Genomic DNA, 18,348 nt, shown 5'->3' with positions numbered 1-18,348 from the left:
GACATCCTTCCCCGTCCGGCGGACAGGACCGGCAAGGGCACTCAAACGGCCTACAGGCACACGTGGTTCCACCGTTTCCCTGCGGGCTCCACCTGCCGCGGCGCGTCGGACGCCTCGCCGCCTTCGGTCCGCGCCCGCTCCGGATGTCCGCGGCAGGGGAGCCCATGCGACCTACTGGCGAGTAAGGTGGGGCTCCGGGTCCACCGTCCCGCGGTCCGTGCGGTGCCCGGAGGGGAATCGCCGACGGCCGTGGACGAGGAGTCGCCCCATGCCCCGCACTATGTCCGTAGCGGACAGCATCGTCATCGAAGCCACCCCGGCAGAGGTCTACGCGCAACTCAGCGACCCCACGGCGATGGGACGTTGGAGCCCGGAGAACCTGGGCGCCACCGTGCGCGGCGATCGGCACGGCGCCTACGTCGGCATGGTCTTCGAGGGCCGCAACAAGCGGGGGGCCGTGCGGTGGACGACGCGGTGCACGGTGACGGCGGCCGACCCCGGCCGGCGCTTCGCCTTCCGGGTCCACGCGATCGGTCTGCGACGCCCTTTGCTGCCGGGGCCGATCGCCACCTGGGAGTACCGCTTCGAGCCGGAGGCCGGTGGGACGCGGGTCACCGAGACCTGGACCGACGACCGCCGCCGCTGGCCGGACGCCGTCGCCAACGCCTTCGACCGTGTCGCGACGGGCGGGAAGACCTTCGCGCAGTTCCAGGTCGGCAACATCCGTACGACGCTGAAACGCCTCAAGGAGGCGCTGGAGACGGTTACCCCTTAGGGCGTGTTAGGGCGTGCCCGTGCGTGGGCAGTCCAGTGCGCAGGGCGGTCCAGAGCCGGGGGAAGCGTTGTTCTCCCGTCGCCCTTCGAGGCGTTGACCTGCGCCTGGGTCAGGAAGAGGCTTCCGGTCAGGTCGGCGCCCGAGAGGTCGGCGTCGCGGAGGTCCGCGCCGATGAGGTCGGCCAGCCGGAGATCGGCGCCGGTGAGATCGGCGGCGATCAGACAGGCGCCGCGGAGATCGGCCCCGCGCAGGTCGGCCCCGCGCAGCCGGGCGCCGAAGAGGTCGGCGCCCGCGCGGTAGCGCTTCGTGCGGCGGGGAGCGGTGGCACGGACGAGTCCGCTGGTACGCCGGAGCAGCCCGGCGGCCTGGTCCCGGTGACCGCCGACGTCCAGGGCGGCGAAATCGACGGCGGGGCGCGCGGTGTGCCGTTCGGTCTCCTCCAGCGCGCGGCGGAGCTCGGTGTGCAGGGACCGCGCCTCGGGCCGGGCGAGGGCTTCGGTGAGGTACCAGAGCAGTTCGTGGAGCTGCCGCATCACGGGGAACACCTGGAACATCTGCGCGGCGTGGTCGGGGGACGACCGCCAGTCTCGGCCTCCGTAGGTCTGCTGGGAGACCTTCTGCCCGGCGCCGAAGCAGTCGTACACGGTGCAGCCGGGAAAGCCCTTCGCGCGCAGTCGGGCGTGGATGCCGCAGCCGAAGTCGTCCCGCAGGTTGGGGCAGGGGCGGCCGGCCTCCTTGTCGATCGCGAAGTCCGACGACGCCGTCAGTGTGAGGGCGACGCAGCAGAGGGCGAAGCAGTTCGCGCAGTCCGCGCGCAGCGCCTTCTGTCCGTCGTCGGCCACCGCGGTCTGTACGTCATCGGGCACGGGTGAGGGGTCCTCGCGTGAGTGTTGCCGCGGGAAGGCGGACTGCGGTCGGGAGCGGGCCGCACGAGTCTACCGAGGTGGCGGGGGTGCACACTGGGCGCGTACGGACGACGAGGGGGCGTATGGGGCCGGAGCAGAGCGGCGGGTTCGAGCCCGCGACCGGGGACGGGCCGCCGCCGGCCGAGCCCGCGGCGGTACGGGCCGGTTCGGTGCGGACGGCTTTCGAGGGGCTGCTGCAGATCCGTCGCCTCACCGGTGGCGGGGCGGCCGGGCCCGCGCCGTGGGAGCGGAATCGTCCGGTCAGAGCGGTCGCCCTGGCTCTGGAGCACTCCGGGTCCGCGCCCTCGGCCGTCGACGCCGGGGGACGCCGCGTGTCGGCCGGCTATCGGGTGAGCGGCGGGGAGTCGGCGGGCTCGGTCCGGGTCGAGTGGGTCGGGCCGCCCGGCAGCGGAGCCGTTCATGACGAGGAGGAGGCGCTGTCCGGATGCGCGACGGTCCTGCGTGGGCTGGGCTGGACGGTGCTGCTCTACCGCGGGCCCCGTCGGCGACGCTATCTGGAAGTGGAGCCGCCGGGTGGGATGTCCGGCGGGCACGGCCGGTCCTGAGGCCCCGTTGTCAGACCCATGGGGGATGCTTGACGGCCCGACAGCTCCGAGGAGGAGATGCTGAGATGGACAAGGACGAACTCGCGGCGGCGCAGGCGTACGTCCGTCTGCTGGAGGCCGCCCGTGCGGCGCTCTCCGACCCCGACGACGCACCGGCCTACCTGCCGCTGCTCACCTCTCCGATGCGCGAGGCCGACCAGGCTCTGCGCGGCGCGGGTCTGACGGGCAACGAGGACCGGTTGTTCGCTCTCGTCCGGGCTCTGCGGCCGAGCCTTTCCGGCAGTGGCGGGTAGCCGGGCCGAGGGGTGAGCGGCGTGCGGGCCCGGGCGCAGTGGTCCGCACGGCCGCCCCCGGGCGACCGGCAGGCGCCGCACGAGTGCGGGCGGGCCGGGCCGGTGGCGGCCGCACTCGCGCGGCGTACGGGGCCGTGCCCGTCCGCCCTACCCGGCCTGCGCCCCGCCCTGTGAGGACGTGTCGTGCGCGGGGCGGGGGGCGAGGCCGAGTTCCCGCTCACCCGGGGTGAGCGGGTCGAAGAAGCGGGCGACCTGCTCGTCGTCGACCTCGGACAGCGAGCCCGGTTTCCACTGCGGGGCGTTGTCCTTGTCGATGATCCGGGCGCGTACCCCTTCCACGAAGTCGGGCTGTTCGAACGCCCGGCTGGAGACGCGGAACTCCTGGTCGAGTACGGCTTCCAGAGTGCCGAGCCGGGCGGCACGGCGGACCGCGGCGAGGGTGACCTTGAGCGCGGTCGGGGACTTGGTCAGCAGGTCGTCGGCCGCCGCGCCGGCTGCCGGGTCCCCGCTCGTACGGAGGCGGCGCACGATCTCCTCCACGGTGTCCGCCGCGTAGCAGTGGTCGATCCAGGCGCGCTGTGCGGCGAGTTCTCCGGCGGGCGGAGGGGTGGCGAACCGCTGGACGATGCCCTCGACGGATGCACCGGACCCGGTCTCCTCGCCCAGCGCCTCGGTCAGCGCGGGCAGAAGGCGGGACGGAACGTGGTGGTCCGCCAGGCCGCACAGGACGGCGTCGGCCGCGCCGACCGAGCGGCCCGTGAGCGCGAGGTGGGTGCCCAGCCGGCCCGGGGCGTTGGCCAGCAGGTAGGTGCCCCCCACGTCGGGTACGAAGCCGATGGCCGTCTCCGGCATGGCGACGCGTGAGCGTTCCGTGACGACACGGATTCCGGCGTGGGCCGAGACACCGACGCCGCCGCCCATCACGATGCCGTCCATCAGGGCGACGTACGGCTTGGGAAACCGTGCGATGCGCGCGTTGAGGCGGTACTCGTCCCGCCAGAAGTCCAGCGAGGCGCGCCCCGAGGCCCGTGCGTCGTCGTGCAGGGCCCGGATGTCACCTCCTGCGCACAGGCCCCGGTCCCCCGCTCCGGTGAGCAGCACGGAGACGATCGCGGCGTCCTGCTCGGCGCGGGTCAGGGCCTCGTCGAGGATCCGCACCATGGTGTGGCTGAGGGCGTTGAGGGCCCGGGGGCGGTTCAGGGTGAGGTGCAGGCATGCTCCCCGCGTCTCCAGCAGGACGGGCCGGTCGTCGTTCATGGGTGCGCTCCGCTCACTGGCTCGTGGACATGCTCGGGACGTACGGGGGCACTGCCGTGATCGAGGACGGTCCCCCCGAGCCATTCTGCGACCCCCGGATCCGGCCGGATCCGGGGGGGCGGGATACGGAAGCGCGCCTTGCGTCCCGGTGCGGGCCGGGTCACGGCGCGCGGCTCCGCGGAGCGAGCCCTGTGGCATTCCGATGGTCGCGGCTCGACAATTGAGGCCGACGGGGTGCACCGAGGCACGGCCCGACCGGACGATCTCCGGAGCTGGAATGACCGACGACAGACGGCCGCGGGACGCCGAACCCTCTCCGCTCCCCCCGTTCGACCGGAGGAACGACGGGGAGATCCGGCCGACGGAACGCCTCGCCATGAACAGGACCGGCAGCTTCGACTGGGATCTGGACACCGGGACCCTGGACGTCGACGAAGCCGGGCTGATGGTGTTCGGCGTGGATCCGGCGACGTACGACTCGCGGCCGGGCAGTCTGTTGGAGCACCTGGAGCCCGCGGAACGGGCCAGGCTCGACGTCACGGTCGACGAGGCCATCACCGGCGGCAGCAGTTCCTACAGCGTCCACTTCCCCGTGCCGCTCGACGACGGCGCCACGCAGTGGACCCACGTCCAGGCGCGCATCCTGCGGTCGGGGGACGGGCGGGCCCACCGGATCGTGGGCATCGTCCGGGACGCGACGGCGGAGGTCACCCATTCGGCCTTCATCCTCGATCTGGAAAAACGGCGGCAACGCCAGACGAATATCGTTGAACGCACAACGAGCGCGATGTCGCGCGCGGTGACCGTGGACGACGTGACGGCCGCACTCACCGGTTCCGGCGGCCTGGCCCGGCTCGGTGCGGACGGCCTCGCCCTGGGGCTCGTGGAGAACTCCACGCTGAACATCGTCGCCCTGAGCGGCGAATCGCTCGAGGTGCTCGACGGTCTCGGATCGGGAACGCTCGACCGCGACCTCCCGCTCGCGGACACCATCCGCAGCGGGCGCCCCCGCTTCATCACCTCCCTGTCCGCACTGGCCCGCCGCTACCCGGAGTTGGAGCCGCATCTCGGGAGACTCAGGTTCCGGGCGGCGGCCTACCTCCCGCTGGTGGCGCAGGCCCGGTCGCTCGGCGGCCTGGCCCTCTTCTACCGCGAACGCACGGTCTTCAACGCGGACGAACGCATCCTGTGCCTGGGCCTCGCCGCCATCGTCGCGCAGTCCCTGCAACGGGCGATGCTCTTCGACGAGGAACGCGAGTTCGCCACCCAGCTCCAGTCCGCGATGCTCCCGTCCCGCATACAGGAGGTCGAGGGCGGCGAAATCGCGGTCCGGTACCACGCCGCGTGGAGCGGACGACAGGTCGGCGGCGACTGGTACGACGTGATCACCCTGCCCAAGAGCCGGTACGGGCTGGTCGTGGGGGACGTCCAGGGGCACGACACGCACGCGGCGGCGATCATGGGCCAGTTGCGGATCGCCCTGCGCGCGTACGCCTCCGAGGGGCACCCGCCGGCCACGGTGCTGGCCCGCGCCTCCCGGTTCCTCTCCGAACTGGACACCGAACGCTTCGCCACCTGTACGTACGCCCAGGTCGATCTGGCGTCCGGGGCGGTGAAGGTGGTGCGGGCCGGGCACCTCGGACCGCTGATCCGGCACGTCGACGGGCGGGTGGGCAGCCCTCAGGTACGGGGCGGGCTGCCGCTGGGCACCTCCACGGACCTCCTGGACGAGGAGTACCCGGAGACGCGGCTCGACCTGGTGCCCGGTGAGACGTTCGTGCTGTACACGGATGGCCTGGTGGAGGAGCCCGGGGCCGACCTGGACACCGGGATCGACGCGTTGCGCAACGAGGTGAGCCGCGGGCCCGCCGGGGCCGAGGCGCTCGCCGACCACCTGTCGGAACGGCTGTGGGAGCGGTGGGGCTCAGGGGACGACGTGGCTCTGCTGGTGCTGCGTCGAAGCCCCGACGTGGGGACGTCGCACGCCCCGCGACTCCACCAGTACATCCACCAGGCGGACCCGGAGGGGCTCTCGGACGCCCGTGCGATCGTCCGCCAGGCCCTCGCCGACTGGGACATGGCCGATTTCGCCGACGACGCCGAACTGGTCACCGGCGAACTGCTGGTCAACGTACTCCTGCACACCGAGGGCGGGGCCGTCCTGACACTGGAGGTGCTGCCCGAACCGGTGCGCCGGATCCGGCTGTCGGTGCAGGACCGGTCCAGCGCCTGGCCCCGCCGGCGCACGCCGGGCGAGACGTCCACCTCCGGCCGGGGGCTGCTCCTGCTCGACGCCGTGGCCACCCGCTGGGGTATCGAACCCCGCGGCGAGGGCAAGGCCGTCTGGTGCGAGATCGGGCCCCCTCCCCCACCGGCCACCACGCCACCACCCGCTGTGCGATGACGAGCGAAGAGGGGGTGTGGTGCGGCACCGCGGTGCCGCACCACACCCCCTCGCTCAGCTGGTCCGCCGGGCGGAAGCGTCAGTTCTGGGCGGTACGGCGCTTGCGGACGGACCACATGATGCCGCCACCGGCCAGCAGCACCGCGACGGCGGCGCCCCCGATGACCGGCGTCGACGAGGACGAGCCGGTCTCGGCCAGGTTCGGCGAGCTCGGGCTCGGCGCGGGCACCGCGGGCGCGGACTCCGAGGGCTTCTCACTGGGGGTGGCGCTCGGCTCGGGCGTCGCGGTGGTCTCCGACGGAGCGGGCTGGGTCGGAGTCGGCGGCGTGGGGCTGGGCTTCTCGCACACCTCGGCCGTCTCCGTCTTGTCGATGGAGTACTTGCCGTCGCCTTCGGCGTCCTTGACGACCAGTCGGACGGTCACCGGCTCGTCGTGCTCGGGAAGCGTCAGCTTTTTGTGGAATTCACGGCCGAACGTCTCGGTGGGGAGCAGGTCCTTTCCGTCCACCGTGACGGTCACCGTGTTGGGCACGCCGGCCGTGTAGTTGGTGAGGTCGACGGTCACTTCGGAGCAGGTCACGGCCCAGGTGGGAGTGTGAGCCGCGGCCGGGCCGGCGGAGATGGCGGCTCCGGTCAGACCGACGACCGCAGCGGCCACGAACGTTCCCGCGCCACGCCACGATCTCCTGGGTATGGTCATGGATGCTTCCTCCAGACATGCGCACCGCCCCCATGGCGGTGGGGCGCACAGTACTGCCATCACACCGTGGCGACTCACCCGCCCCGGGAGCTGTCCGGCGCACCAACTCGGCTCATATCACCGCCACTCCCAGCAAGGCGGGCACACTTATCGGCCCCGGAAGCCCGCAGTACGGCCGAAAGTGTGTGGGTCATGCAGGTACCTTCCGCCGGGCCGCGCGGGCTCCCGCGCGGAGCGTCTCCGCCCAGGCCGCCGTCACAGCGCCTTGTGCATGATGTGGAGCCCCACATAGCCCTGGGTCGGGTGGTCGAAACCCTTTGGAAGGGTTCCGATCACGTCGAATCCGAGCGACCGGTACAGCGAGATCGCGGCGGTGTTGGTCTCGACCACCGCGTTGAACTGCATGGCCCGATAGCCCTCGGCGCGGGCCCAGTCGATCGTGTGCGCGCACAGGGCGCGCCCCACTCCTCTGCCCGCGTGGGCGGGGTCGACCATGTAGGTCGCGCTGGCGATGTGGGACCCGTTGCCCATGTGGTTGCGGTTCATCTTCGCCGTGCCGAGCACGGTTCCGGCCTCGTCGACGGCGACGACCACACGGCTCGGCGCCGGGACGAACCACCACCCCTCGGCCTCCTCCCGTCCGAGATCGAGCGGGTAGGTGAGCGTCTCGCCGGCGGAGACGATCGCATGGAAGAACGGCCAGATGGCGGGCCAGTCCTTCGCGGTGGCTTCCCTGATCAACATCCGCACAGGATGACCCATCCGGGCGACCGGTGCGACGTGTTATCCGGCACACCCACCCCGGCCACGCCACCCCAGCCGGGCGAGGAGTCCCCTCCCTCTCGGCAGGCCCGGGGCACAGCCCGCCGGGCCGGCGGCACCGGCAGGCGGGCCGGCGGCAGCGACTCGCGACGCCTCGACGCACGCGGTCGCCCGATGCGGCACCGGCAAGACGAGGGACGCCGAAGCCGCTCTCCCGGCACCGGCCGCGACCCCCGCCGCGGCACCTGCCGCCGCGCCTCCGGCGCCGCTCGCAGCCCCGGCGCTTCTCGCCGCCCCCGCCCTCCCGCGCACCGACGTGGCGTGGGCCGCCACGTCACCACCGGGCGCCGGTGCGGGCCGGTCCTCACGCGCCCGGTCCAGCTCCAGCGTCAGACCGACCCGGCGCCAGAGGATCTCGTCGGGGTCGTCCGCCGGCAGCAACTCCGCCATCGCCTCCCGCGCCGCCGGCGAAGCCGGCCGCCCGAACACCGGCTCCGGGCGGACCCGTGCGAGGTAGGCGCGCTCGTACGGGTCGTCCACCACTTCCGCCAGTTGAACCGGGTCCAGCGCGGAAGCCTGGACCGCCGCTCTCGCCCAGGGGTCCCGGGAGCGGCTCACCAGTCGGTCGATCCGCTGGGAACGCCAGTTGCGCGGACGCCGGTCGACGCCCGACTCCAGCAGGGCCCTCATCTCCACCGGCGCCCGGCCGCCCAGCAGTTCGGGCTCCCGGGCGGCGAACGCACTCAGTTCGTCCGCCAGATACAGCCACACCACCGCGCGATACCGGTTCAGGTAGAAGGTCACCGGGCAGAAGCATCCCGCCCGGGCCAGCCGGGTGAACCGCGCGGGGGCGATGCCGAGCAGGGCCGCACCCTCCGCCGTGCCGACGGTGCGGACCCGCTCCGCCATGCCGCCGGGAAAGCCCGGCACCTTTCGCAGACGGGCGATCTCCTCCTCGGGCACGCGCGGCCGCCCACCGTCCCGCGCGGTGACGACCTCGATCAGCCCGAGGTGCACCGCGATCTCGAACTCCGCGCGACGGAGACCGAGATCGCGGGCGGCCCGCCCCGCCGCGACCGTCGGCGCGGTAGCGGCGGCCTCATCGCGGCCGCTCACTCCGTCCGCCCCGCCCGCACCCGCGCCGGCCCGGGCGTCCACCTGCGCGGCCTCGCCCCGCCCTGGATCGCTATCGGCTCGCACGCTCCGGAGACCGGCATTCGTCCGGAGTACTCCACTGACTGCCATGACTGCACTCCCCCACCATCTCGACTACTCTCCGTAACCACGGTAGTCCAGAGGAGCCCTTCCTCGTCAGCCCTGTGGATAACTCGGAAACGAGACCGGAAAGAGCAGGTCAGAGAGGTCCGAACCCGTCGGGAGCACTCTGCCGGACGGAGACGCCGAGGTGTTCCCCGACGCGGTTGACGAGCAGGGTCATCTCATAGGCGACCTGGCCGACGTCGGCTTCGGCAGCGGTGAGCACACACAGGCAACTGCCGTCACCGGCGGCCGTCACGAAGAGCAGCGCCTCGTCGAACTCGACCATCGTCTGGCGGGCCCGGCCCGCCCTGAAGTGCAGCCCGGAACCGCGGGCCAGGCTCTGGAGGCCGGAGGCGACCGCAGCCAGATGTTCAGCGTCCTCGCGGGCGAGCCCCGTACTGGCTCCGGTGACCAGCCCGTCGTTCGACAGCACGAGGGCGTGCCGTACGAACTGCACCCTCTTGGTGAGATCGTCGAGAAGCCAGTCAAGTCCCCGGTCAAGCGGCATGTGCTCGTCCTCCCCGTGCCTTCGTTCCCCGTGCCCCCGTTACGGTCGCAAGCCTTGCGCAACCCTCTCGCCGGGGCAAGCGCCCCTCACGCCCGGGGGCGCCGCTTCGCGCCATCCGCGGACCGAGCCCAGGATGGTGCCCATGGCACATCACATGACCGAAGACGCATGGCGGGCCTTCCTCTCCGAAGGGACGCGCACCGCGAAGGTTTCGACGGTGCGAGCTGACGGCAGTCCGCACGTCGCCCCCGTCTGGTTCCTCCTCGACGGCGACTCGGTGGTCTTCAACACCGGCAAGGAGAGCGTGAAGGGGCGCAATCTCGCACGGGACGGACGGGTCTCCCTGTGCGTCGACGACGACCGACCGCCCTACGCATTTGTGGTGGTGAACGGCCGTGCCGAGCTGAGCGAAGACCCCGGCGACCTCCTGCGGTGGGCGACGCTGATCGCCCGCCGTTATGTGGCGGCAGACGAGGCGGAGGAGTTCGGACGGCGTAACGGCGTGCCGGGCGAACTGGTCGTGCGGGTGCGGATCGACAAGGTGATCGCCTTGGCCGACATGGCCGACTGACGGCCGGGTTCCGGTCCCGAGACCTCAGCCGACGGAGGCGAGCAGTCGGGCGGCGTGCACCCGGCCGGCGTACTCGACCGTACGGATCAGGACATCTTTTCCGGACTCCCGATGTCGCGCGTCGCACAGCACGACCGGCACACCCGCATCGAGGCCGAGCGCTCGCGCGACATCCCGCTCCGGAAGGCCGGGGGAATCGCAGAAGCGGTTGACGGCCACCACGAACGGAATCCGGGCACGTTCGAAGTGGTCGACCGCCGGAACGCAGTCCTCCAGCCGTCCCGGATCGGTGAGCACGATCGCCGCCAGGGCTCCCGTGCTCAGCTCCTCCCACAGGAACCGGAAGCGTTCCCGGCCCGGCATGCCGAACAGGTACAGCGAGAGTCCCGCGTGGACGGTGATCCGGCCGAAGTCCATCGCCACGGTCGTCGTGGGCTCCCGCCCCATCTCTCCCGCCTGCCGCTCCACCTCTGCGCCGACGGCCCCTCCGGCGGTCACCCCGAGTCCGACCCCGCCGGCCTCCTCCTCGCAGTACAGCGGACGGATCTCGCTCACCGAGCCGACCAGGGTGGTCTTTCCCGCTCCGGCCCCGCCCGCCACGACGATCTTCACGTCGAGTGCGATGTCCTCCCCGAGCATGGTCCTGCCGATGTTCCCGCCGGATCGATGGCCGACTCCGCGGAGGCCGCGATCGTTGTCGGTGTGCTCGGACGGCATGCGCTCCCTCTTTCCAGGAATCGCTTCGGTCTCTCCAGGAATCGCTTCGGTGCGACAGCATGGCAACCGGTCGGCTCAGAGCGAGCGGATTGATCGTTCTTGACCGATGGGGCGCCACCAAGGTTGCTTCTTGCCTGATCCTGACCTCATCGCTTCCCTCTTGGATGGGCGGTTGACGGACGGCCTTGTCCCACGCAGGCCGGAGGATCTTTGCCCCTGCCCCCTACACTGGCTTTTTCGGCCGCCCGGAACGGTGGCGGTGCCGGGTCCGCACGGGCCCCGGGGACGAGGAGAGACGAGCGTGTCGACAGGTTCCGGTGGCGGTTTCCAGGATCCGCCCGCGGAGGTGCTGGCGGAGGCCGCCTCGGCGTTCGGGCTCCTGGCGACACCGGCACGGCTGCACATCGTATGGGCGCTGGCCCAGGGGGAGAGCGATGTGACGGGGCTCGCCGAGCGGGTGGGCGGCACACTGCCCTCGGTCAGCCAGCACCTGACGAAACTGAAGCTGGCCGGTCTCGTCCGCTCGCGCCGCGAGGGCCGACGGCAGGTCTATCTGGTCGACGATCCCGATGTGGTGACGGTCGTCCGGCTCGTGGTCGGTCAGCTGGCCGAACGTGCCGGTCACAGCGCCGGGGAGCCCGTCCACCTGCGTGAACTCGGTGCCTGAGAGCACCTCAGCCGCGGGTCATGGCCGTCCCACCGCCGGTGTGCCGGGCTCGGTCACGCCGTTCCCCGGCACCGGACCACGGGTCGCGGGAGAGCCGGGCGGGGACCCCGCGGGCCGTGCCGCTCCCGCCGTGCAGGGGCCGACTCCTCTGCAGACGCTGCGCGCCCTCGGCAGCGGTCCGCGCGGGCTGGTGGAGGCGGAGGCCGAGGTCCGTCTCGCGCGGACGGGCGAGAACGTACTGCCCGCCCGGCGCCCGGTCCCCTGGCCCCGGCGTTTCCTGCGCAGTCTCCGTGATCCGTTCACCTCCGTGCTGCTCTGCCTGGGACTGGTTTCGGCCGTCGTCTCCGCCTGGGGAACCGCCTGCGTCATCCTGGCCCTCGTCGCGGTGAGCTGTGTGCTGCGCTCAGCCGAGGAGCACCGCGCCGACCGTTCGACCGCGAGCCTGCGCGAGCTCGTGGCGACCACGGCGACCGTGGTCCGCCGGGCGTCGGAGGACGCCTCCCCCGTGGAGCGGGAGGCGCCGGTCGCCGACCTCGTTCCGGGGGACGTGATCCGGCTGCGGGCCGGGGATCTCGTACCCGCCGATGTGCAACTGCTACGTACCGACGGCCTCACCGTGCACCAGTCGGCGCTGACCGGCGAGTCCGCTCCGGTGGTCAAGCGGGCCCTCGACGTACCCGACCCCGCGCTGTCCGGAGCCGGACCCTTCGCGCAGCCCCAGTGGTGCTTCCAGGGCAGCAGTGTGACGTCCGGCAGCGGTACGGCGGTGATCGTGGCCACCGGCGGGGAGACCCGCTTCGCGGCCACGCACGACGGGCGGGCGGGCCCGCGTGGCGCGAGCGCCTTCGACCGGTCGGTCCAGGGGATCTCCTGGACGCTCATCCGTTTCATGCTGCTGACCCCGCCCCTGGTGCTGATGGCCAACGCGGCGCTGCGCGGCCGGGGCCTGGAGACGCTGCCGTTCGCCGTGGCCGTCGCGGTGGGACTCACGCCGGAGATGCTGCCGGTCATCGTCACGACGGCTCTGGCACGGGGCGCCGCCCGGCTGGCCCGTACCGGCGGGGTGATCGTCAAGCGGCTGCCGGCCCTGCACGACCTGGGCGCGGTCGACGTGCTGTGCCTGGACAAGACCGGCACGCTGACCGAGGACCGGCCCGTCGTCGCGGGCGCGACCGACTCCGGGGACCTGCCTGCTCCCGACGTGCTGCGATGGGCGGCGGTCGGCGCCTTCTGGACGCTCCACCTGGCGGAGCTGCCGACAGCCGACGCGCTCGACGAGGCGGTACTGGACGCGGTGGAGGAGTACGGCCCTCCCGACCCCGGCGAGGTCGATCCGGAGGCGTACGAAGGCGTCGCGGTGCTGCCCTTCGACCCGGTGCGCCGCGTCGCGACCGCCGTGGTCACGAAGCCCGGCCGGATCGGCGTCCACACACTGGTCACCAAGGGAGCCGTCGAGGCCGTGCTCGACCGCTGCGCCCTGGACCGGGACGAACGCGACCGGCTCCTCGCCCTCGCGGACCGGAAGGCCGCGAGCGGGCTGCGCCTGCTGGCGGTGGCCCGCGCCGAGCGTGCGGCGCGGGCCGGCGCGTACACCCCCGCGGACGAGCGGGGACTGACCTTTCTGGGCCTGGTGGCGCTGCGGGACGTTCCGGACCCGAGTGCCGCCGCCGCGCTCGGCGTGCTGGCGCGGCGGGGCGTGGCCGTCAAGGTGCTCACCGGCGACCATCCGGGTACGGCGGCCCGGATCTGCTCGGATCTCGGTCTGCACCCGGGCGGGCCCGTCGGCGCCGACGATGTGGTGACCGCCGACTCGCTGGACGGCCTCTCGGACGCGGAACTGGTCTCGGTGGCGGACCGCGCCACCGTCTTCGCCCGCTGCACCCCGGAGCACAAGGCCCGTATCGTCGCGGCGCTGCGGGCCGGCGGCCACACCACCGGTTTCCTGGGCGACGGGGTCAACGACCTGGCCGCCCTGCACGCCGCCGATGTCGGCATCTGCCCCCGCAACGCGGTGGACGTGGCCCGGGAGGCGGCCGACGTCGTGCTGGCGGAGAAGAACCTCACCGCGATCGGCCACGCCGTGCTGGCGGGCCGGCGGAGCAGCGGCAACATCGCCGCCTATCTGCGGATCACGCTCTCCTCCAACCTCGGCAACGTCATCGCCATGCTGACGGCCGGGTTGATGCTGCCCTTCCTGCCCATGCTCCCGGCGCAGGTGCTGGTGCAGAACCTGTGCTTCGACGCGGCGCAGCTCGCGTTCGCGTTCGACCGGCCGGCGGCATCGGCCCTGCGCCGCCCCACCGAACTGCGTCCGCGCGACTTCCTGCGCTTCATCACGGGGTTCGGCCTGCTCAACGCGGCCGCCGACCTCGCCACCTTCGGGGTGCTCGCCCTGGCTCTGCACAACGCGTCCGGGGACAGCGGGGAAGCGGCGTTCCATGCCGGCTGGTTCACGGAGAACCTGCTGACCCAGGCGCTGGTCATGGTGCTGCTGCGCACCGGCCGCGGGGCCGCCGAGCGCCGGCCGGGCGGCCCGCTGCGGGCGGCGGCGGCCGGGCTCGCGGTGATCGGTGTCGTGCTCCCGCTCACCCCGGTCGGGCCGCTGCTGGGCATGAGCGCGCTGCCACCCCTGTACTACCTGCTGCTCGGATCGGTGCTGGGCCTGTACGCGGTCGGGCTGACGGCGGCTCGCCGCCGGTACGAACGCCGCCACGCTCCCGAGGCCGCGACGCTCTCGTAGGCCCCCGGGTTCAGCCGGCGGTCCGGGCGGAGCGCGTCGGCCCGGGGCGCTCGTTCCGCCCCGCGCATCCAGTTGTACAGTTGCGCAATGCGGCAACTGTTGTCGCGCGAACGGAGAGAAGGGCGGGATTCGGAATGCTGCGCAACGGCCTGGAACCATGGCACCTGCTGGTCCTGGCGGTCGTCGTGATCGCCGTCTTCGGCTCCAAGAAGCTGCCGGACACCGCCCGGGCCCTGGGGAAGTCGATGCGCATCCTCAAGAGCGAGGCCAAGGCGATGAAGGACGAGAACGCCACCTGAGACTCCCGGGGCGAAGCGGCGGACAGCCCGCTCCCCCGATCACGCTCACTTCACTGCTTGCGCAATCCGGGAACCCCGAGGGGCGTGCGGAGCGTTCGTACGGGTAGCGGGTACACGCGTGACAGCACACCAGCACCGGTCACGGGCCCCGGGCCCGGCCGAGCCGAGCCCCCGCCCCGTGGGTGCGCACCGACGGAACACTGGAGGAAATTCATGGGTGTCAGCCTGGCGAAGGGCGGCAACGTCTCCCTGTCGAAGGAGGCCCCCGGCCTCACCGCCGTGACGGTCGGGCTCGGCTGGGACGTACGGACCACGACCGGCGCCGACCACGACCTGGACGCCAGTGCGCTGCTCTGTTCCGATGCGGGAAAGGTCCTCTCCGACAGCCATTTCGTCTTCTACAACAACCTCAACAGCCCCGACGGCTCCGTCCGCCACACCGGCGACAACCTGACGGGCGAGGGCGAGGGCGACGACGAGTCGGTCGAGGTCGACCTGTCATCGGTCCCCGCCGAGGTGGCGAAGATCGTGTTCCCCGTCTCCATCCACGACGCCCAGAGCCGGGGCCAGAGCTTCGGACAGGTGCGCAACGCTTTCATCCGCGTGGTGAACCGCGCGAACGGCGTGGAACTCGCCCGTTACGACCTCAGTGAGGACGCCTCCACCGAAACCGCGATGGTCTTCGGCGAGCTGTACCGGCACGGCGCCGAATGGAAGTTCCGGGCCGTCGGCCAGGGGTACGCCTCGGGCCTCGCGGGCATCGCCTCGGATTACGGCGTCAACGTCTGACGAGCACGCCGCAACCACGGGACACCGGGGCCGCCGGTGGGTATCGGACGCCCGCGAGCACCACGGGCGGGCGTCCGGCCGGGGCGCACGGGGCACGGGTCCCGGCGGGCTGCGCGACCATGTCCTCATGACCGACGACCACACTTCAGTCCTGGACTTCTTCACCCCGCGTGCGGCCGGCTGGGACAGCCGGTTCCCCGACGACGGCCCCGCCTATGCCGCCGCGGCCGGCCTGCTCGGCCTGCGCCCCGGTGACGCCGTGCTCGACGCGGGCTGCGGTACGGGGCGCGCGCTGCCCGCGCTGCGTGCGGCGGTCGGGCCGAAGGGCACGGTCCTGGGCGCGGACCTCACCCCTGCCATGCTCACGGAAGCCGTACGGGCGGGGCGTGACGGCAGCGGGGCGCTGCTCCGCGCCGACGTCGCGCGGCTCCCGCTGCGCGACGGGGTTCTGGACGCCGTCTTCGGAGCCGGGCTGATCTCCCACCTGTCCCGGCCCGAGGCGGATGTGGCGGAACTCGCCCGCGTCGTACGGCCGGGCGGCACGCTGGCCCTGTTCCACCCGATCGGCCGGGCGGCCCTCGCCGCGCGGCAGGGGCGCTCCGTCTCCGACGACGACCTGCGGGCCGAGCCCCGGCTGCGGATTCTCCTGGCCGGCGCGGGGTGGCGGCTGGAGTCCTACACCGACGAGGACGACCGCTTCCTCGCCCTCGCGGTCAGGCAGGGTCAGGGCGTGTCCGGCAGATCTTGACCGGGTCCACGGCCCTGACCCGCCGGACAGGCCCCCGGGTCCATGGCCCTGACCCGCCGGACACGCCTGAGGCCCGCCCCATCGCCGGACCGGGCGGAACGGCGCGCCCTCAGGAAGGCGCACGCCCGGGCAGCCGCGCGGTCGAGCAGGCACCCGGTCGGGGCGGAAGCAGCCGTGCGGTCGCGGCGGGAGACGGCGCCCAGGAGGCGCGGCCGCCTCAGTCGGCCGGCGTCCGCGACGACCGGTGGCCGGGGACGGGGCAGCCGCGGACGCCGGGCGTGGGCCACGTACCGAGTTCCGGGAGCTCGTACCCGCCCGGGTACCCCTTGATCTCGGGGTTCTGGCGCGCGTAGTGGGGCTTGCGGCGAGGTGGCATGAGGCGGACGGCGCGGGCCCGCAGTCGCAGCGCCCCCCTGGTCACTCCGCGCGCGACCGGCCCCGGGCGGGGGTAGCGGAACGCCTTCAGCAGTGCGTCGTCCAGCAGCGCGAGGCTGGCGCCGCGCACCAGCGGCGCCAGCGGAGCGGGATACCAGGAAGCCATCAGCCCCAGGGTGGCGTCGGAGACCCGGCGTGCCCCTGGGTCCCAGCCGAAGTGTTCGTCCTCGTAGGCGTCGAGGGTGCGCTCGAAGTCCTCGTAGCTCTCCGGCAGGTCCTTGATCCCCATCCGGGTGCCGAGCGCGCGGTAGTAGGCGGCGAAGGCGCGCAGTTCGTGGCAGCAGAGGCGTCGCCAGCCGAAATCGTCCAGCCAGCGTTTCGGGGTGACGACGAAGGTGCACAGGACGTAGCGCATGTCGTCGTTGCTGATGTCGTAGCTGCGGTGCATCTGGTTGATGCGGCGGATGGCCGTGCGGCCTTCCTCGGCGTCGAAGCCGTGCTCCACCAGCGCATCTAGGAGCAGGGCGGTGTCGTCGTAACGCTTCTGGGAACGGCCCGTCAGCTCCGCTGTCTCGTCGAGGAGCCGGCCGATGCTGGGAACCGCGTAGGTGCGGTAGAGGGCCAGTTCCAGGGCGCGGGTGACGTCCCACGGGAATTCACGGGTGACGGTGATCCGGTAGATCTCGTGGAAGTCGCGCTCCGGGTCCATTCCCCGGATCTCTTTCAGCCGGTCGTACCGATTCACGTTGTCGTCCCCCTCGTTCCGCCGGAGCCTCGAACCCTACGCAAGGAGCCCGCGCACGCCCGGACGCGTGGCCTGGACCCACTCGGACGAGTGGATCCGCCCCCTGACCGACGGCTCATGTCAGGGCCTCGACGGCGAGGTTACCGAGTAGTTAGGGTGCGCCGACAGACCGAGGGACGGACCGACACGAGGGGCGAGTGGGCGATGAGCGATGGGGAGGCCACCGTGCCGGGTGCGGGCGGCGTGGCGGGCGACGACGCGCTGCTGGTCCTGACCGCGATGCTGTTGACGCCCTCGCGGTTCCCGGGCGTGCTCGGGGACGACTATCCGGCCGCATGCGCCGCGCTCGCCCTCGAACCGTACGAGGAGGGCTACGGCCTCGTGCTCGGGCAGGACGGCCGGGGAGCCCGTTGGACCGTGGTGATCGAGGACGCCTCCCAGGTGGCGGTCGCCATCGCCGCGTGGGACTGCGGCGTGGAGCACGACCTCTCCCCCGACGAGCGCTCCGTGGTGTGCGCGCTGCCGGGCTGGCCGATGGACCTCGCCGTCGCGGCGCCCGGCGTTCCCGCGCCGCACGATCCGGAGCCGGACGAGGGCGCCCCCGAGCCGCTGTCCCCGCCCGACGCGGGGACGTGGGGGCCGCCGCAGCGGCGGCTCGGGGCGGATGAGATCGCCGCGCAGTGGCCGGTGTGGCGCGAGCAGCTCGATGACGCGCAGGTGTTGCCGGACGGCGGGGAGGCGCCCGAGGGCGGCGTCGCAGGAGAGCTCGCGGCCGACGCGGTCCGTCACCCCGGGGTGCGCAGGGCCCTGACGGAGGCGGCCGCCTACACGAAGGCTCCCCCGCCGCCCGGGCGGATCCGCTCCTCGTACGCCTCGGCCGAGGCTCGCACCCTGCGCGTCGACGGACCGGGGTGGTCGATGGTGGCGCGGACGGACGACATCGCCCTGTTCCTGCTGGACGAGGAGCCGGGAACCGTCATACCCGTCGGCCGCGGGGCCGCGCTTCCCGGCCTCCTCGCGGCCCTGGACGGGCTGGCCGTCCACCCGTCGTGACGCCAGCACGCCCGGCGGTCAGCGCCCGATCTGCTTGCGGTTGATCCTGCGGAGCCTGCGCCGCTGGGACGGGTCCAGCAGCAGATAGCCCGCCACGGGCACCCCGATCACGATCAGCAGCGCCCACCAGAATCCGAGCAGGGGCCACAGGATCGCCGCCGCGAGAACTCCCCCGATGGCGACCTTCGCACCGTTCGACATGGTCCATGCCTCC

Annotated in this window: 20 protein-coding genes; 11 read left to right on the top strand and 9 right to left on the bottom strand. The window is 72.7% G+C overall.

Going from position 1 to position 18,348, the window contains the following annotated elements; genetic code table 11:
* The first annotated feature begins 268 nt into the window (after window positions 1–268).
* Window positions 269–775, top strand: coding sequence for an SRPBCC family protein (locus tag IF19_RS0124930; protein WP_030118593.1), 507 nt, complete (start codon window positions 269–271; stop codon window positions 773–775).
* Here IF19_RS0124930 and IF19_RS0124925 read toward each other — a convergent pair.
* Window positions 772–1,641 carry a pentapeptide repeat-containing protein gene (locus IF19_RS0124925; RefSeq protein WP_032747902.1) on the bottom strand — a complete coding sequence of 290 codons (870 nt, stop codon included), beginning with the start codon at window positions 1,639–1,641 and terminating at the stop codon, window positions 772–774. The genes IF19_RS0124930 and IF19_RS0124925 overlap by 4 nt on opposite strands.
* Window positions 1,642–1,763: 122 nt before the next feature.
* On the opposite strand from IF19_RS0124925, the gene IF19_RS0124920 reads away from it, so the two are divergent.
* Window positions 1,764–2,246: a hypothetical protein gene (locus tag IF19_RS0124920; RefSeq protein WP_030276975.1), complete on the top strand. Its 483-nt coding sequence runs from the start codon at window positions 1,764–1,766 to the stop codon at window positions 2,244–2,246.
* A 65-nt stretch (window positions 2,247–2,311) separates the two neighbouring features.
* A complete protein-coding gene (locus IF19_RS0124915; protein ID WP_030118590.1) occupies window positions 2,312–2,539 on the top strand; it encodes a hypothetical protein in 228 nt (75 codons plus the stop codon).
* A 147-nt stretch (window positions 2,540–2,686) separates the two neighbouring features.
* Here IF19_RS0124915 and IF19_RS0124910 read toward each other — a convergent pair whose 3' ends face one another.
* Window positions 2,687–3,796: an enoyl-CoA hydratase/isomerase family protein gene (locus tag IF19_RS0124910; protein ID WP_030118589.1), complete on the bottom strand. Its 1,110-nt coding sequence runs from the start codon at window positions 3,794–3,796 to the stop codon at window positions 2,687–2,689.
* A gap of 277 nt (window positions 3,797–4,073) precedes the next feature.
* Between IF19_RS0124910 and IF19_RS0124905 the strand changes: the two genes are divergently transcribed.
* Complete coding sequence (locus tag IF19_RS0124905) at window positions 4,074–6,200, top strand: SpoIIE family protein phosphatase (RefSeq protein ID WP_030118588.1); 2,127 nt, start codon at window positions 4,074–4,076, stop codon at window positions 6,198–6,200.
* Window positions 6,201–6,279: 79 nt separating this feature from the next.
* Here the strand turns inward: IF19_RS0124905 and IF19_RS0124900 are convergent, their stop codons facing one another.
* The 4 genes from IF19_RS0124900 to IF19_RS0124885 form a co-directional block, all read right to left on the bottom strand.
* On the bottom strand, window positions 6,280–6,900 hold the full coding sequence (locus IF19_RS0124900; RefSeq protein ID WP_050493920.1) for an LAETG motif-containing sortase-dependent surface protein: 621 nt from the start codon (window positions 6,898–6,900) through the stop codon (window positions 6,280–6,282).
* Between the two features lie 255 nt (window positions 6,901–7,155).
* Complete coding sequence (locus tag IF19_RS0124895; RefSeq protein WP_030118586.1) at window positions 7,156–7,644, bottom strand: GNAT family N-acetyltransferase; 489 nt, start codon at window positions 7,642–7,644, stop codon at window positions 7,156–7,158.
* A 39-nt stretch (window positions 7,645–7,683) separates the two neighbouring features.
* Window positions 7,684–8,907 (bottom strand): DUF6397 family protein, encoded by a 1,224-nt coding sequence (locus tag IF19_RS01000000134960; protein ID WP_418952724.1) that lies wholly within the window; start codon window positions 8,905–8,907, stop codon window positions 7,684–7,686.
* A gap of 109 nt (window positions 8,908–9,016) precedes the next feature.
* Complete coding sequence (locus tag IF19_RS0124885; RefSeq protein WP_030118584.1) at window positions 9,017–9,430, bottom strand: roadblock/LC7 domain-containing protein; 414 nt, start codon at window positions 9,428–9,430, stop codon at window positions 9,017–9,019.
* A gap of 142 nt (window positions 9,431–9,572) precedes the next feature.
* On the opposite strand from IF19_RS0124885, the gene IF19_RS0124880 reads away from it, so the two are divergent.
* Entirely contained in the window at window positions 9,573–10,001 is a 429-nt protein-coding gene (locus tag IF19_RS0124880) for a PPOX class F420-dependent oxidoreductase (protein ID WP_030118583.1), read from the top strand.
* A 24-nt stretch (window positions 10,002–10,025) separates the two neighbouring features.
* Here IF19_RS0124880 and IF19_RS0124875 read toward each other — a convergent pair whose 3' ends face one another.
* Window positions 10,026–10,718, bottom strand: coding sequence for a GTP-binding protein (locus IF19_RS0124875; RefSeq protein ID WP_030118582.1), 693 nt, complete (start codon window positions 10,716–10,718; stop codon window positions 10,026–10,028).
* 301 nt (window positions 10,719–11,019) lie between these two features.
* Between IF19_RS0124875 and IF19_RS0124870 the strand changes: the two genes are divergently transcribed.
* The 5 genes from IF19_RS0124870 to IF19_RS0124850 all read left to right on the top strand — a co-directional run bounded on the left by IF19_RS0124870 (window position 11,020) and on the right by IF19_RS0124850 (window position 15,961).
* Entirely contained in the window at window positions 11,020–11,385 is a 366-nt protein-coding gene (locus tag IF19_RS0124870) for an ArsR/SmtB family transcription factor (RefSeq protein WP_030118581.1), read from the top strand.
* Complete coding sequence (mgtA, locus tag IF19_RS0124865; protein WP_032747901.1) at window positions 11,369–14,125, top strand: magnesium-translocating P-type ATPase; 2,757 nt, start codon at window positions 11,369–11,371, stop codon at window positions 14,123–14,125. Before IF19_RS0124870 ends, mgtA begins: the two co-directional genes overlap by 17 nt.
* A gap of 134 nt (window positions 14,126–14,259) precedes the next feature.
* The gene (tatA, locus tag IF19_RS0124860; protein WP_030118579.1) at window positions 14,260–14,424 is read left to right on the top strand and encodes a Sec-independent protein translocase subunit TatA; all 165 of its coding nucleotides are present in this window, start codon (window positions 14,260–14,262) and stop codon (window positions 14,422–14,424) included.
* A gap of 213 nt (window positions 14,425–14,637) precedes the next feature.
* Complete coding sequence (locus IF19_RS0124855) at window positions 14,638–15,213, top strand: TerD family protein (RefSeq protein ID WP_030118578.1); 576 nt, start codon at window positions 14,638–14,640, stop codon at window positions 15,211–15,213.
* A gap of 127 nt (window positions 15,214–15,340) precedes the next feature.
* Window positions 15,341–15,961: a methyltransferase domain-containing protein gene (locus IF19_RS0124850; protein ID WP_030118577.1), complete on the top strand. Its 621-nt coding sequence runs from the start codon at window positions 15,341–15,343 to the stop codon at window positions 15,959–15,961.
* Window positions 15,962–16,178: 217 nt separating this feature from the next.
* On the opposite strand, the gene IF19_RS0124845 is transcribed toward IF19_RS0124850, so the two are convergent.
* Window positions 16,179–17,045 (bottom strand): oxygenase MpaB family protein, encoded by an 867-nt coding sequence (locus IF19_RS0124845; RefSeq protein ID WP_050493918.1) that lies wholly within the window; start codon window positions 17,043–17,045, stop codon window positions 16,179–16,181.
* A 240-nt stretch (window positions 17,046–17,285) separates the two neighbouring features.
* Here IF19_RS0124845 and IF19_RS0124835 point away from each other — a divergent pair, with 240 nt between their 5' ends.
* Window positions 17,286–18,134, top strand: coding sequence for a hypothetical protein (locus tag IF19_RS0124835; RefSeq protein WP_030276967.1), 849 nt, complete (start codon window positions 17,286–17,288; stop codon window positions 18,132–18,134).
* Window positions 18,135–18,152: 18 nt separating this feature from the next.
* Here the strand turns inward: IF19_RS0124835 and IF19_RS0124830 are convergent, their stop codons facing one another.
* The gene (locus tag IF19_RS0124830; protein WP_030118573.1) at window positions 18,153–18,335 is read right to left on the bottom strand and encodes a hypothetical protein; all 183 of its coding nucleotides are present in this window, start codon (window positions 18,333–18,335) and stop codon (window positions 18,153–18,155) included.
* Between the last annotated feature and the right edge of the window lie 13 nt (window positions 18,336–18,348).

It is taken from the genome of Streptomyces californicus, assembly GCF_000717645.1.
GTDB lineage: Bacteria > Actinomycetota > Actinomycetes > Streptomycetales > Streptomycetaceae > Streptomyces > Streptomyces californicus.
This window is presented reverse-complemented; position numbering and strand designations above follow the sequence as displayed.